This window comes from Streptomyces sp. NBC_00510, assembly GCA_036013505.1.
Taxonomy (GTDB): Bacteria; Actinomycetota; Actinomycetes; order Streptomycetales; family Streptomycetaceae; genus Actinacidiphila.
The window spans coordinates 1,776,220-1,790,885 of sequence record CP107851.1 but is presented as its reverse complement, the minus strand read 5'-3'; the positions used below and the strand labels follow the sequence as shown (position 1 = coordinate 1,790,885).

Here is a 14,666-nt window from a genome sequence, read left to right as displayed (position 1 = left end):
CCCTCCCCATCGAACCCATGGTCGACCGAGGACCTCACGCATGCGCCTGCGCCCCCGCACCATCCGCACGCAACTCGTGGTACTTCTCCTGGTGCCGCTGCTCTCGCTGGCGGGTCTGTGGACGTACAGCACCTTCACCTCGGTGCGCGGGGCCTTCGCCCTCATGGGGATCGCCGACACCTACCGCTACTACGGGACCCCCGCGGACGACCTGGGGCGGGCCCTGCAGGTCGAGCGGCGCGTCGCCATCGCCTATGTGGCGTCCGACGGCGCGAGCGGCGGGCCCGAGTTGGAGAGCGCCGAGCGCACCACCGACCGGCTGCTCGCGGTCGTCCGCGACCACGCACGCGAACAGGCGCAGGGAACCAAGCTCGACCTCGCCCAGCGGCAGCGGATCACCGAACTGATCACCGCCGCGAAGGACCTGGAGCCGCTGCGCGAGGACGTCCGGCAGCGCGACGTCGGCTGGTCGATGACGCTCCACCGGTACTCGGCTGTGATCGACCCCATCTTCCGGCTGCGCGGATCGCTCGCAGCGCTCCAGAGCGGCGAGGTCGCCCGGCAGGGCGGATTCGTCATCGACCTCGTACGGGCCAGGGAACTGCTGTCCCGCGAGGACGCCATGCTCACCGCCGCGCAGCTCGGTCCCGCCATGACGGGCAGCCAGTACCGCGAGTTCATCGGCACCATCGACGGCCGCAAGCTGCTGCACTCCATCGTCGACCCCGAGTTGACCAAGGCCGCCAAGGAGCGGCTCGACGAGTTCGAGGGCGGCAGCGTCGCCTGGACACTGGACTCCATGGAGACCGCGGCGCGTTCGGCGGGCGCCAAGGACGTCGGCCTGGTCGTCTCCCAGGACCGCTGGCGCCAGAACGCCGACCGGGCCCTCGCCGAACTCAGCGACATCAACGTCGACGCCGCCCGCGAGGTCGGCGAGCGGGCCCGCGACGACGGCATGGACGTGCTCGTGCGGACCGGCGCGGTCAGCCTCGCCGGACTGTTCCTCGTCGTCCTGTCGGTCGTCATCTCCCTGCTCATCGGGCGCGGCATCGCCCGCCGGCTCACGCTGCTGCGCAACCAGGCCCTGGAGCTGTCCGGGAGGCGCCTGCCGGAGGTGCTCCGCAGGCTCCGCGCCGGCGAGGAACTCGACGACGCCGCGGTCGCCCGGGCCGCACCCGACCTGCGCTTCGGCGCCGACGAGATCGGACAGGTCGGCCGGGCCTTCAACAACGCCCAGCGTGCCGCCGTCCAGGCGGCCGTCGACCAGGAGAAGCTGCGCCGCGGGGTCTCCGCCGTCTTCACCAACCTGGCCCGCCGCAGCCAGGTGCTGCTGCACCGTCAGCTGACGCTGCTCGACGCCATGGAACGCCGCTCCGGAGACCCGGCGGACCTGGACGACCTGTTCCGCGTCGACCACATCGCCGTCCGCATGCGCCGGCACGCCGAGGGCCTGCTGATCCTCTCCGGCAACGCACCCGGCCGCGCCTGGCGCCGACCGGTCCGGCTCGCGGAGGTGGCGCGTGCCGCGGTCGGCGAGGTCGAGCACTACCAGCGGGTCGTCGTCCGGCGCATGCCCCGGGTGGCGCTGACCGGCCCCGCGATCGCCGACGTGCTGCACCTGCTGGCGGAACTCATCGACAACGCCACCGCCTTCTCGCCGCCCGACACCAAGGTCGAGGTGCGCGGCGAGGTGGTCGCGGGTGGCTACGTCCTGGAGGTCGAGGACCGCGGCCTGGGCATGAGCGCCGAGCGGCTCGCCCAGGCCAACAACGAACTCGGCGAGGCCGGCGCGGGAACGGAGCTCCCGGAGACGGACCGGCTGGGCCTGTTCACCGTCGGGCGGCTCGCAGCGCGGCAGGGGGTGCGCGTCACCCTGCGCCGCGGGCGGTTCGACGGCACGGTGGCGGTGGTGTTCGTCCCGCAGTCAGTGCTCGTGGACGCCTCGGGCGACGACCTCGAGACCGGCGAGCAGGTGCTGCGCCCGCGGGCCGTGCCCGAGCCGCCGGGGCCGGACCGGGCCGACACGGCGCCGCGCACACCACGGCCGCGGCGGGGACCGACCAGGCCGCGCGAGGAGGGGCGCACCGGGACGGGGTTGCCGAAGCGGCAGCGGCAGGCCAGTCTCGTAGCGCAACTGAGGGACGACGGGGCGCACCAGAGCCCGGCGGAGTCGCTTGGCGGGGGAGAGGAAAGGGAACGATCTCCGGAAGAGGCTCGTTCCACCATCACGGCGTTCGCCCGCGGCCTGGCCCGCGGCAGGGACGCCGCAGCACCGCAAGGGACAGCGGAGACCGGGGAGAACGGGGGATGACGGTGAGCAGTGGACTCACATGGCTGATGGACGATCTGACAGAGCGGGTGCCGCACGTCAGGCACGCGCTGGTGCTCTCCGGCGACGGTCTGGTGACCGGGGCGAGCACGAGTCTGGACCGTGCCACGGCCGAGCACCTGGCCGCCGTCTCGTCCGGGTTCCACAGCCTCGCCAAGGGCGCGGGCCGGCACTTCGACGCGGGCGGCGTGCGGCAGACGATGGTCGAGTTCGACGACGGCTTCCTGTTCGTCACGGCCGCGGGCGAGGGCAGTTGCCTGTCGGTGCTCAGCGGTGTGCAGGCCGACGTCGGGCAGATCGCCTACGAGATGACCCTCATGGTCCACCGGGTCGGTGAACACCTCGGTGTCACGCCGCGCCGGCACGACGCGGCGGCACCGGGGGAGTGATGAAGCATGAACCCGAGCCCGCCGGGAGACGAGGGCGCGCTCTGGTATGACGACGAGGCCGGTCCGATGGTGCGCGCCTACACCATCACCGGCGGCCGCACCCGGCCGGACTCCGACGGTGACGTCGACCTGATCGCCGTCATGGTCCCGGCCGTCGGTACGGCCCCGGACGACCACCTCGACGAGGAGCACCTGGCCCTCCTGGACCTGTGCCGGGACAGCCCGCTCACCGTGGCCGAACTGGCCGCGGACGCCGACCTAGCGCTCGGCGTCGTCCGCGTGCTGCTCGGCGACCTCCTCCGGGACGGCCACCTGCGGGCCATCCGGCCCGTACCGCCGGCCGAACTGCCCGACGTGGGGCTGCTCAAGGACGTCATCGACGGCCTGCGCGCCCTGTGAGCCGGGCCGTCGCCGCGGCGGCGTTGTCGGACCCCGGGCGTACGGTGACCGCATGGCTCGCGCACGTCCATCTGCGGGCCTCCGCGGCGGACTGGCTGGTCTGGGCGGCGGGCGCGGGTATCCATCCGTGGATCACCGACCACCTCACCGACCGGCCGGACCACCTGTGGTCCGCGCCGCCCAAGACCGAGGAGCCGTTCTCCACCCCGCGCGCCTGGCACATGCTCTCCGACGCGCTGCACTCCTTCGGACCGGCTCTGGACGAGGGGACGCTGAAGGTGCTGGCCTACGGCACGCTCACCCCGGCGCACGCCACGGCCTTCTGCGGCTACATCAAGATCGTCCGGCACTCGTACGGGCTGGACGCCATTCTTAAGGGGGACGCTTCCTGGCCGCGCCGCATCGAGGACCGCGACCTGCTCTACTACCTCGCCGACTCCTTCCGCGGGCGTCTGATCAAGGAGTTGCCGGCGCAGCGGGAGCACGCGTCCCCGGCAGTTCGGCAGATGGCCTACCGGGCCAAGTCGCTGCTGGTGCAATTGGCGGAGATCTCGGTCGAGGTCGCCCAGACCGTGATCGCCGACGGTGACGACGACAACCCGGTGCTGCCCTCCTGGTTCCTGCTGGAGGCCGCCCGCGACATGCCGCGCCTGGTCGAGGCACGCCGGTGAGCGGCGCGCGCGGCGACAGGTCCCGGGCGCGATCGGCACCCCGCAAGGACCCCGCGGCCGAGGCGTTCGCCGCCGGCGTCGACCTGCTGCGCCGCAACACCGCCCTCGCCGCGCTCTCCGCCGTCAACGGCCGTCTGTGCCGCAGTGAGGAGTGCAAGGAGCACCCTCGCGACGGCTGGGCCTCGGTCACCTCCAACGGCGTCGTGCACGCCGACCCCCTGCGCCGCGCAGACCCGCAGGAGTGGGCCTGGGTGCTGGCGCACTGCCTCCTGCACCTGGGCTTCGGGCACGTGCCGGCCGCCCGGGGCCCGCGCGAGCAGCCCGACCGGTTCGACCTCGCCGCCCGCTGCGCGGTGGTCAACCGCTTCCTGGACACCTTCCCCGTGGGCCGGGCGCCCGTCGCGCTGCCCCCGGTGTTCCCGGACGGCGACGAGGAACAACTGGCCGCACGCTGGCGCCGCGACGGCATCCCCGCCGGGTTCGCGGCGTGCGGCACCGCAGGCCCGCAGCCGGACCAGGTGCTCCACCCCTGGCAACCGTCCTGGAGCGCACCGGAGGACTGGACCGTCGCCTTCGCGAGCGCCCTGACCCGGACGATGTCGGCGGCCATGGACGTCGCCGGAGGCCGCCGCGAGGAGCTCACCGGGGCCCGGCGCCCGCTGCGTCCCTGGGAGCGCGCCCTGAGCTGGTTCGTCTCCTCCTACCCGCTGCTCGGCGGCATCGCCGCCGGGATGACCCTGGTCGCCGACGCCGAACTCGCCCGCGCCCAGCGGATCTCGGTGGCGGCGGTCAACGCCGAGGCGGGGGAGATCTACCTCAACCCCCTGTGCCGGTACAGCGACGAGGAATGGCGGTTCATCCTCGCCCACGAGATGCTGCACGCCGCGCTGCGCCACGGCGACCGCCGGGGCGGCCGGGACCCGTACTTGTTCAACGTCGCGGCCGACTACGTGATCAACGGCTGGCTGCTGGAGATGGGTGTCGGGCAGATGCCCGAGGGCCTGCTGCACGACCCCGACCTGGCCGGACTGTCCAGCGAGGAGGTCTACGACCGCATCGCGCGGGACCAGCGGCGGTTGCGTCGTCTCGCCACGCTGCGCGGCAAGGGCCTCGGGGACGTGCTCGGGGAGCCGCTGCCGCGCCCCGGGGAGACCGCCCCTACGTGGGTGGACCTGGACGAGTTCTACCGGCGCGGGCTGCTCCAGGGCTTCGAACTGCACCACCGCGAGCGCGGGCTCCTCCCCGCCGGACTCGTCGAGGAGATCCGCGCGCTGTCCCACCCACCGCTGCCGTGGGACGCCAGGCTCGCCCGCTGGTTCGACGAGTACGTGCCCCGTCCCGAAGCGGTGCGCAGTTTCGCCCGCCCGGCCCGTCGGCAGGCGTCCACACCGGACATCCCCAGGGCCGGCCGCGGCCACCCGCCGCAGGAAGTGGCCCGCTGCACCTTCGGCGTGGTGCTGGACACCTCCGCGTCCATGAGCCGGACGCTGCTCGGCAAGGCGCTCGGCGCCATCGCGTCCTACGCCACCGCCCGCGACGTGACGGCCGCCCGCGTGGTGTTCTGCGACGCCGCCCCCTTTGACGCGGGCTACCTGGCGGTGACCGAGATCGCCCACCGGGTACGCGTCAGGGGCCGCGGTGGCACCGTGCTGCAGCCCGGTGTCGACCTCCTCCAGCGCGCCCCGGACTTCCCGCCGACGGCCCCGGTCCTGCTGATCACGGACGGCGACTGCGACGTCCTGCGGATACGCCGCGAACACGCCTTCCTGGTCCCCCAGGACGCCCGCCTTCCGTTCACGCCCAAGGGCCCGGTCTTCCGCATGCGCTGAGGCCCGGTCGGCGGAAGGAGGCCCCCGGAGCCGGAACCGGACCGGCACCGGCACCGGCTCCCGGGAGCCTCAGCCGCCGTGCTTCCGGAACAGCCCCTCCTGGACCACGGAGACCAGCAGCCGGCCCTCGCGGTCGTAGATGCGGCCGCGGGCCAGGCCGCGCGCTCCGGTCGCGACGGGGGACTCCTGGTCGTACAGGAACCACTCGTCGGCGCGGAACGGCCGGTGGAACCACATCGCGTGGTCCAGGGAGGCCATGTCGAAGCCGCGCGGCCCCCACAGCGGCTCGACCGGTACGCGCACGGCGTCCAGCAGCATCATGTCGCTGGCGTAGGTGAGGGCGCAGGTGTGCACCAGCGGGTCGTCGCCGAGCGGGCCCACCGCGCGCATCCAGACCGCGCTGCGCGGCTCGGCGCCCTCGATCTCCTCGGCGGTCCAGCGCAGGCGGTCCACGTAGCGGATGTCGAACGGCTGCCGCCGCGCCATCCGCTCCAACTGCTCGGGCAGTTCGCCGAGGTGTTCACGGAGTTCGTCGCTCAGCTTCGGCAGGCTCTCCGGGTCCGGGACCTCGCGCATCGGCAGCTGGTGCTCGAACCCGGGCTCCGGCACGTGGAAGGAGGCGGTCAGGTTGAAGATCGTCCGGCCCTGCTGCACCGCGACCACGCGCCGCGTCGTGAAGGAGCGGCCGTCGCGGATCCGCTCCACCTGGTACACGATCGGCATCCCGGGGCGCCCCGGGCGCAGGAAGTACGCGTGCAGGGAGTGCACCGGACGGCTGCCGTCCGTGGTGCGCCCGGCCGCGACCAGCGCCTGACCCGCCACCTGTCCGCCGAACACCCGCTGGAGGCGTTCCTGGGGGCTCTGCCCGCGGAAGATGTCCTCCTCGATCCTCTCCAGGTCGAGGAGGTCCACCAGCCGCTCGGCGGGGTTGGTCATCGGGCCTGCTCCTTCGTGCGGGTGGTCGCCCTCGCGGTCACAGCGCGCCCACGGCCGTCACCTTGACCACCGCGCGGCCCTCCTCGTCGGAGGCGGTGAGGTCGATCTCGGCGGAGATGCCCCAGTCGTGGTCGCCGTCGGGGTCCGCGAAGGTCTGGCGGACCTTCCACAGCCCCTCGTCGGGACGCTCCTCGATCTGCAGCAGCTTCGGGCCGCGCGCGTCGGGCCCGGTGCCCAGGTCCTCGTACTCGTCCCAGTAGGCGTCCATGGCCTCGGCCCAGGCGTCGGCGTCCCAGCCGGCCCCGGCGTCCATCTCGCCGAGTTCGTCGAACCGCTCCAGCGCGGCCAGCTCCACCCGGCGGAACAGGGCGTTGCGCACCAGGACCCGGAAGGCGCGGGCGTTGGCCGTGACGGGCTTGACCTGGTCGGCCCGCTCCTGGGCCTCCTCGGCCGTCATCTCACCGGGGTTGGCGAGCTGCTCCCATTCGTCCAGCAGGCTGGAGTCGACCTGGCGGACCAGCTCGCCGAGCCAGGCGATCAGGTCCTGCAGGTCCTCGGACTTCAGGTCGTCCGGGACGGTGTGCTCCAGCGCCTTGTACGCGCTCGCCAGGTAGCGCAGCACGATGCCCTCGGTCCGGGCGAGCTCGTAGTGGGAGACGAACTCGGTGAAGGTCATCGCCCGTTCGTACATGTCGCGTACGACCGACTTGGGCGACAGCGGGTGGTCACCGACCCACGGGTGGCTCTTGCGGTAGACGCCGTAGGCGTGCGACAGCACCTCCTCCAGCGGCTTGGGGTAGGAGATGTCCTGGAGCCGCTCCATCCGCTCCTCGTACTCCACCCCGTCGGCCTTCATGGCGGCGACGGCCTCGCCGCGCGCCTTGTTCTCCTGGGCGGCGAGGATCTGCCGGGGGTCGTCGAGGGTCGACTCGATCACCGACAGCATGTCCAGCGCGTAGGAGGGCGACTCCGGGTCCAGCAGTTCGAACGCGGCCAGCGCGAAGGTGGACAGCGGTTGGTTGAGCGCGAAGTGCTGCTGCAGGTCCACCGTCAGCCGGACGATGCGCCCCTCCTCGTCGGGCTCGTCCAGCCGCTCCACGACCCCGCCCGCGAGCAGCGAGCGGTAGATCGCGATGGCCCGCCGGATGTGCCGCAACTGGGACCTGCGGTCCTCGTGGTTGTCCTCCAGCAGCCGACGCATCGCGTCGAAGGCGTTGCCGGGGCGGGCGATGACCGACAGCAGCATCGCGTGGGTGACCCGGAACCGGGAGGTCAGCGGCTCGGGATCGGAGGCGATGAGCTTCTCGAAGGTGCTCTCCGTCCATCCGACGAAGCCCTCGGGCGCCTTCTTGCGCACCACCTTGCGGCGCTTCTTGGGGTCCTCGCCGGCCTTCGCGAGGGCCTTCTCGTTCTCGATCACGTGCTCCGGCGCCTGGGCGACCACGAAGCCCGACGTGTCGAAGCCGGCCCGCCCGGCGCGGCCCGCGATCTGGTGGAACTCACGGGAGCGCAGCACGCGCACGCGGCTGCCGTCGTACTTGGTGAGGGCGGTGAAGAGCACCGTGCGGATGGGCACGTTGACGCCGACACCGAGGGTGTCCGTGCCGCAGATGACCTTCAGCAGCCCCGCCTGCGCCAGCTTCTCCACCAGGCGCCGGTACTTGGGCAGCATGCCGGCGTGGTGCACCCCGATGCCGTGCCGGACGTAACGCGACAGGTTGCGGCCGAACTTCGTGGTGAAGCGGAAGTTCCCGATGAGTTCCGCGATGGCGTCCTTCTCGGCGCGCGTGCACATGTTGATGCTCATCAGCGCCTGCGCCCGCTCCACGGCCGCCGCCTGCGTGAAGTGCACGATGTAGACGGGGGCCTGGCGGGTCTCCAGCAGCTCGGTCAGCGTCTCGGTGAGCGGGGTCAGCCGGTACTCGTACGACAGCGGCACCGGCCGCGTCGCCGAGCGCACGACGGACGTGGGCCGGCCGGTACGGCGGGTGAGGTCCTTCTCGAAGCGCGTGACGTCGCCGAGCGTCGCCGACATCAGCAGGAACTGCGCCTGCGGCAGCTCCAGCAGGGGGATCTGCCACGCCCAGCCCCGGTCCGGCTCCGCATAGAAGTGGAACTCGTCCATGACGACCTGGCCGATGTCGGCGTCCTTGCCGTCCCGGAGCGCTATCGACGCCAGCACCTCCGCCGTGCAGCAGATGACGGGCGCGTCCGGGTTGACGGAGGCGTCGCCGGTCAGCATGCCCACGTTCTCGGTGCCGAAGAGCTTGCACAGGTCGAAGAACTTCTCCGACACCAGCGCCTTGATCGGGGCGGTGTAGAAGGTGACCTCGTCCCGGGAGAGCGCGGCGAAGTGCGCACCGGCCGCGACCAGGCTCTTCCCCGAGCCGGTGGGGGTGGACAGGATGACGTTCGCCCCCGAGACCACCTCGATCAGCGCTTCCTCCTGGGCGGGGTAGAGGGAGATGCCCCGGCCCTCCGCCCAGGACGAGAAGGCCTCGAAGAGGGCGTCGGGATCGGGCTCTGCAGGCAGCTGATCGATGAGGGTCACACCCCCATCTTGCCTGTCCCCGGGACCAGGGGAGGAACCGGCGGTACGGAGGAAGATCGACCGGCGGTATGGTGTGCCGTCGATTACGCGTCAACTCCGCCTGCAGGCGGGTCGAAAGGGGCGGGGCACACCATGATGGGACCGGCGCACTCTATCTCCGGAGCGGCGGCATGGCTGGGGGTGGGAGCACTCGCCGCCGCGCTCGACCACCCGATGCCCTGGCCGACGCTCGTGGTCGGCGCACTGATCTGTGCCGGCGCCGCCCTCGCCCCCGACCTCGACCACAAGGCGGCCACGATATCGCGGGCCTTCGGGCCGGTCTCCCGGTGGTTCTGCGAGATCGTCGACAAGCTCTCGTACGCGACCTACAAGGCCACGCGCAAGGCCGGTGACCCGCGCCGTTCCGGTGGTCACCGCACACTGACCCATACCTGGGTGTGGGCCGTCGCGATCGGCGGGGGCGCCTCGCTGATCGCCGTGTACGGCGGGCGCTGGGGGGTCCTGGTGATCCTGTTCGTGCACGCCGTGCTCGCCGTCGAGGGACTGCTGTGGCGGCAGGCCCGGGTCTCCAGCGACATCCTGGTGTGGCTGCTCGGCGCCACCAGCGCCTGGGTGCTGGCCGACGTGCTGGACGGCACCGAGAACGGCAAGGGCTGGCTGTTCACCGAGCCCGGGCAGCAGTACCTGTGGATCGGCATCCCCATCGTGCTGGGCGCCCTCGTGCACTGCATCGGCGACGCCCTGACCGTCTCGGGCTGCCCGATCCTGTGGCCCATCCCGATCGGCCGCAAGCGCTGGTTCCCGCTGGGCCCGCCGAAGGCCATGCGGTTCCGCGCGGGCAGCTGGGTCGAGATCAAGGTGCTCACGCCGATCTTCTTCGCCGCCGGCGGACTGGGCGCGCTCGGGGCACTCGGCATCTTCGGCGGCTGAGCCCGCCACCCGCGCCACTCCGTGGCCCCGGCCGTCGCAGGACGGCCGGGGCCACGCGTATCAGCACGAACGCGCTCCGGGCCTAACCGTGCCAGGACCGCCACAGGGCGGCGTAGGCGCCGTTGGCCTCCACCAGCTGGTGGTGGCTGCCCAGCTCGCTGATCCGGCCGTCCTCCACCACCGCGATCAGGTCCGCGTCGTGCGCGGTGTGCAGCCGGTGCGCGATGGCCACCACGGTCCTGCCGTCCAGCACGCGGGCCAGCGACCGTTCCAGATGGCGGGCCGCGCGCGGGTCCAGCAGCGAGGTGGCCTCGTCCAGCACCAGGGTGTGCGGGTCGGCGAGGACCAGCCGCGCCAGCGCCACCTGCTGCGCCTGGGCCGGAGTCAGCGCGGCGCCGCCCGAGCCGACCTCGGTGTCCAGGCCGTCGTCGAGCGCCCGTGCCCAGCCCTCGGCGTCGACCGCGGTGAGCGCCGCCCACAGCTCGTCGTCACCCGCTCCCGCGCGGGCCAGCAGCAGGTTGTCGCGGAGCGTGCCGACGAAGACGTGGTGCTCCTGGTTGACCAGGGCCACGTGCTCGCGGACCCGTTCCGCGGGCATCCGGGCCAGCTGGGCGCCGCCCAGGGTGATCTCGCCGGTCCGTGGGCTGTAGATCCCGGCCAGCAGCCGCCCCAGCGTCGACTTGCCCGCCCCGGACGGGCCGACCAGGGCCAGCCGGGTGCCGGGGCGGACCCGCAGGCTCACCCCGTGCAGCACGTCGCTGCCGGCGCGGTAGCCGAAGCGCACCTCGTCGGCGTGGACGTCGCGGCCGTCCGGCGCCACCCGCTCGTCCCCGGCGCCCTGCTCGACCTCCCGGACGCCGACCAGCCGGGCCAGTGACACCTGGGCCACCTGCAGCTCGTCGTACCAGCGCAGGATGAGGTTGATCGGGTCGACCAGCATCTGCGCGTACAGCGCGCCCGTCGTCAGCTCGCCCACCGTCACGCGGCCGTGCAGGACCAGCGTCCCGCCGATCAGCAGCACCGCCGCGAGGATCAGCATGTACGTCACGTTGATCACCGGGAAGAGCACGCTGCGCAGCCACATCGTGTAGCGCTCCCACGCCACCCACTGGCGGATGCGGATGCGCGACAGCTCCTCGCGGCGGTCGCCGAGCCGGTGGGCCTCGATGGTGCGCCCGGCGTCCACCGACTCCGCGAGGACCGCCGAGACGGCCGCGTACCCGGCGGCCTCGGATCGGTACGCCCGCGGCGCGCGCCGGAAGTACCAGCGGCAGCCGGCGAGCAGCACCGGTACGGCCACCAGCACCGCCAGTGCCAGCGGCGGCGAGGTGACCGTCAGCGCGCCGAGCAGCAGGCCGCTCCACACCACGGCGATCGCCAGCTGCGGGACGGCCTCCCGCATCGCGTTGGACAGCCGGTCGATGTCGGTGGTGATGCGGGACAGCAGGTCGCCCGTGCCCGCCCGCTCCAGGACACCGGGGGGCAGCCCCACGGACCGTACGAGGAAGTCCTCGCGCAGGTCCGCCAGCATCCGCTCGCCCAGGATCGCGCCGCGCAGCCGCACTTCCCGGACGAACACCGTCTGCACGGCGAGCGCGACGGCGAACAGCGCCATGGTGCGTCCGATGTGCAGGTCGCGGTGGCCCGCCGCCAGGTCCTCGACGAGCCCGCCCAGCAGATAGGGGCCGACCATCGAGGCGACGACGGCGACGGTGTTCACCGAGACGAGCACGGCGAACGCACCCCGGTGCCGCCGGGCCAGCTCGCCGACGTAACCGCGCACCGTCGCGGGCGAGCCCACCGGCAGCGTCGTCACGTGCCGCGGCGCGGCCGGGTCGTACTCCGGCGGTTTCACGCCGATCATGCCGATCATGCGGTTTCCTCGGCTTTCTCGAGACGTGCGGTTTCCTCGGGCTCCTGTTCGGTCTCGCGGGTGACCACCGCGCGGTAGCCGAGGTCGGCCCGGAGCAGTTCGCGGTGCGTGCCGGACGCGCGCACCGTGCCGTCATCGACGAACACCACCCGGTCGGCGCGGTCCAGCAGCAGCGGACTGGAGGTGAGGACCACCGTCGTCCGGTCGGCGCGCAGCGCCCTGATGCCCTGGGCGATCCGGGCCTCGGTGTGCGTGTCGACGGCGCTGGTCGGCTCGTCCAGCACCAGGACCTCCGGATCGGCGACGAGCGACCGGGCCAGCGCCAGCCGCTGCCGCTGGCCGCCGGACAGGGACCGTCCGCGCTCGGTGATGCGGGAGCGCATCGGGTCCCCTGAGTCGTCCACCGAGGCCTGGGCGAGCGCGTCGAGCACGTCGCCGCACTGCGCCGCCGCGAGGGCCTCGGCCGCGGTGACCTGGCCGGAGGCGGGGACGTCCAGCAGTTGGGTCAGCGTTCCGGACAGCAGCACCGGGTCCTTGTCCTGGACCAGCACGGCCGCGCGGGCCGCCGCGAGCGGCAGGTCGTCCAGCGCCGTCCCGCCGAGCAGCACCGAGGGGGCGTCCCCGGTCCCGGCCGGGCTGTGCCCGCCCAGCCGGTCGGCGAGGGCGCCGGCCGCGTCCGGGTCCCCGCACACCACGGCGGTCAGTTCCCCGGCCGGGGCGAGCAGCCCCGTCAGCGGGTCGTGGAGGTCGCCCGCGGGCAGCGGTCCCGTGCCCGCCGTGGCTCCGCCGTCGTCGCCCGTGGTGTCCCGCCGCAGTGCCAGCACGGCGGCGGCGCGCTTGGCGGACGGCCGGGAGAAGGAGTACGCCATCGCGATCTCCTCGAAGCCGCGCAGCGGGAACAGCAGGAAGACCACCGTCCCGTAGACGGTGACCAGTTCGCCCACGGTGATCCGTCCGTCGAGCGCCAGCCGCGCGCCGTACCAGGTCACCGCGAGCAGCAGCAGGCCGGGCAGGGCCACTTGCACGGCGCTGATCAGCGCCCACATCCGGGCGTTGCGGACGGCGGCACTGCGGACCTCCTGCGAGGCCCGACGGTAGCGGGTCAGGAACAGCTCCTCGCCGCCGATGCCGCGCAGCACCCGCAGTCCGGCCACGGTGTCGGAGGCGAGTTCCGTGGCCTTGCCCGCCTTGGCACGCTGCTCGTCCGCGCGCCGCGTCGCGTGCGGCAGCAACGGCAGCACCGCCAGGGCCAGTACGGGGACACCCGCGGCCACGATCAGCCCCAGCTCGGGCCGGTACACCAGCAGGGCGACGGTGACGCCGACGGTCGCCAGCAGGGAGCAGGCGAAGCGGGCCAGCGCCTCGACGAACCAGCCGATCTTCTCGACGTCGCCGGTGCTCACCGCGACGACCTCGCCCGCCGCGACCCGCCGGGTGAGCAGCGAGCCCAGTTCCAGGGTCTTGCGCGACAGCAGGAGCTGCACCCGGGCGGCCGCGGAGATCCAGTTGGTGACGGCGGTGCGGTGCAGCATGGTGTCGCCGACGGCGGTCACCACGCCCAGGGCGAGGATCAGGCCGCCCGCGAGCGCGAGTCGTTCGCCGGAGCCGTCGACGACGGCCTGCACGGCGATGCCGACGGCGGCCGGGAAGCAGGCCACGGCCGCCATGTGGAGGGTGCCCCACAGCGTGGCCTTGATCTGGCCGCCGATCTGGCGCTGTTCCAGCCAGAGCAGGAAACGGAAGCCGGAGCGGGTGTCGGGGACACCCGGGTCGGCATGGGGGAGAGCGCGTAGCGACATGACGTCCCGACATCGATGCTGGGGTGGGAGGAGACGTGCCAGCGTCGCGTCATCGCGGTGACGAATTCAACCCGTTTTTTCCCGGGGCGGGGGGAACGGGACACGGTCCGCATCCGTCCTCACCGAAGGGTGCGAGGATGGAACGCGACTTCAGGGAAGAGGAGCGGTTCGAGTGAGGCGTGGGGCGGGGACGGTGGTCGTCGCGGCGGCGCTGGTGCTGCTCGCCGGCTGTGCCGGGGGCGCGGAGAAGCACCGGGACACGTCGGGGCACGCCGTGAAGCAGCCGCCGCGCGCCACCCAGGCGAGCGCCACGCGTGGGATACCGGGCGTCGGCCCCGCGCTGCGGTCCCGCATCCCGGCCGACTCCCGCCAGGTCGTCGCGGTGTACGGGGAGGGTGCGGGATCGGCCGACTCGACCATCGTGCTGTACACCCGGCAGGGCGACCTGTGGAAGCGCGAGCGTTCGTGGTCCGGGCACAACGGCAGGGGCGGCTGGACGGCCGACCACCACGAGGGGGACAAGAAGAGCCCCGTGGGTGTCTTCACGCTCTCGGACGCGGGCGGTGTCCTGCCCGAGCCGCAGGCCCGGCTCCCCTACCACCACTCGTCCGCCTTCGCCGCGCCGCGGTCGTGGTCCCGATCGCACTGGCACGACTTCGACCTCGTCATCGCCATCGACTACAACCGGGTCAAGGGCACCTCCCCGCTGGATCCCACCCGCCCCCAGGGACAGTCCAAGGGCGGCAGCATCTGGCTGCACATGGACCACGGCAGCGGCACGTCGGCGTGCGTCAGCCAGTCCAAGGCCGACATGGAGTACCTGCTGCGCACGCTCGATCCGGCGCTGCACCCGGTCGTGGTGATGGGGGACCGGGAGCACCTGGCGGCCTGACGGCGGTTCAGTACGCCCTGCCGCAGGGCCGGTAGGCCCTCTGCAAGAGCGAAGCAGAGTGTTTCCGC

The 14,666-nt window shown here is 72.9% G+C and carries 10 protein-coding genes and 1 pseudogene; 7 read left to right on the top strand and 4 right to left on the bottom strand.

Features of this window, described 5'->3' with window-relative positions:
• Window positions 1-40 precede the first annotated feature (40 nt).
• The 5 genes and pseudogenes from OG937_07990 (at window position 41) to OG937_07970 (ending at window position 5,617) form a co-directional block, all read left to right on the top strand.
• The gene (locus OG937_07990; protein ID WUD71635.1) at window positions 41-2,311 is read left to right on the top strand and encodes a nitrate- and nitrite sensing domain-containing protein; all 2,271 of its coding nucleotides are present in this window, start codon (window positions 41-43) and stop codon (window positions 2,309-2,311) included.
• Entirely contained in the window at window positions 2,308-2,718 is a 411-nt protein-coding gene (locus OG937_07985; protein WUD71634.1) for a roadblock/LC7 domain-containing protein, read from the top strand. Before OG937_07990 ends, OG937_07985 begins: the two co-directional genes overlap by 4 nt.
• A 6-nt stretch (window positions 2,719-2,724) precedes the next feature.
• On the top strand, window positions 2,725-3,117 hold the full coding sequence (locus OG937_07980; GenBank protein ID WUD71633.1) for a DUF742 domain-containing protein: 393 nt from the start codon (window positions 2,725-2,727) through the stop codon (window positions 3,115-3,117).
• A gap of 56 nt (window positions 3,118-3,173) precedes the next feature.
• A pseudogene (locus OG937_07975) lies at window positions 3,174-3,788 on the top strand (MoxR family ATPase).
• Window positions 3,785-5,617, top strand: a complete 1,833-nt coding sequence (locus OG937_07970) for a hypothetical protein (protein WUD71632.1) — start codon at window positions 3,785-3,787, stop codon at window positions 5,615-5,617. The pseudogene OG937_07975 and the gene OG937_07970 overlap by 4 nt, the downstream one beginning before the upstream one ends.
• A gap of 69 nt (window positions 5,618-5,686) precedes the next feature.
• On the opposite strand, the gene OG937_07965 is transcribed toward OG937_07970, so the two are convergent.
• Window positions 5,687-6,553: an acyl-CoA thioesterase II gene (locus OG937_07965; protein ID WUD71631.1), complete on the bottom strand. Its 867-nt coding sequence runs from the start codon at window positions 6,551-6,553 to the stop codon at window positions 5,687-5,689.
• 37 nt (window positions 6,554-6,590) lie between these two features.
• A complete protein-coding gene (locus OG937_07960) occupies window positions 6,591-9,104 on the bottom strand; it encodes a DUF3516 domain-containing protein (protein WUD71630.1) in 2,514 nt (837 codons plus the stop codon).
• 132 nt (window positions 9,105-9,236) lie between these two features.
• Here OG937_07960 and OG937_07955 point away from each other — a divergent pair, with 132 nt between their 5' ends.
• Window positions 9,237-10,034 carry a metal-dependent hydrolase gene (locus OG937_07955; GenBank protein ID WUD71629.1) on the top strand — a complete coding sequence of 266 codons (798 nt, stop codon included), beginning with the start codon at window positions 9,237-9,239 and terminating at the stop codon, window positions 10,032-10,034.
• 82 nt (window positions 10,035-10,116) lie between these two features.
• Here OG937_07955 and OG937_07950 read toward each other — a convergent pair whose 3' ends face one another.
• Window positions 10,117-11,898 (bottom strand): ABC transporter ATP-binding protein/permease, encoded by a 1,782-nt coding sequence (locus OG937_07950; protein WUD78668.1) that lies wholly within the window; start codon window positions 11,896-11,898, stop codon window positions 10,117-10,119.
• A gap of 5 nt (window positions 11,899-11,903) precedes the next feature.
• Window positions 11,904-13,706, bottom strand: a complete 1,803-nt coding sequence (locus OG937_07945) for an ABC transporter ATP-binding protein/permease (GenBank protein ID WUD71628.1) — start codon at window positions 13,704-13,706, stop codon at window positions 11,904-11,906.
• A gap of 172 nt (window positions 13,707-13,878) precedes the next feature.
• Here OG937_07945 and OG937_07940 point away from each other — a divergent pair, with 172 nt between their 5' ends.
• Window positions 13,879-14,598, top strand: a complete 720-nt coding sequence (locus tag OG937_07940; protein ID WUD71627.1) for a L,D-transpeptidase family protein — start codon at window positions 13,879-13,881, stop codon at window positions 14,596-14,598.
• Window positions 14,599-14,666: the final 68 nt, after the last annotated feature.

Coding starts and splice junctions, on each gene's coding strand:
- OG937_07990 (WUD71635.1), top strand. CDS start 41: ATGCGCCTGCGCCCCCGCACCATCCGCACGCAACTCGTGGTACTTCTC.
- OG937_07985 (WUD71634.1), top strand. CDS start 2,308: ATGACGGTGAGCAGTGGACTCACATGGCTGATGGACGATCTGACAGAG.
- OG937_07980 (WUD71633.1), top strand. CDS start 2,725: ATGAACCCGAGCCCGCCGGGAGACGAGGGCGCGCTCTGGTATGACGAC.
- OG937_07965 (WUD71631.1), bottom strand. CDS start 6,553: ATGACCAACCCCGCCGAGCGGCTGGTGGACCTCCTCGACCTGGAGAGG.
- OG937_07955 (WUD71629.1), top strand. CDS start 9,237: ATGATGGGACCGGCGCACTCTATCTCCGGAGCGGCGGCATGGCTGGGG.
- OG937_07950 (WUD78668.1), bottom strand. CDS start 11,898: ATGATCGGCGTGAAACCGCCGGAGTACGACCCGGCCGCGCCGCGGCAC.
- OG937_07945 (WUD71628.1), bottom strand. CDS start 13,706: ATGTCGCTACGCGCTCTCCCCCATGCCGACCCGGGTGTCCCCGACACC.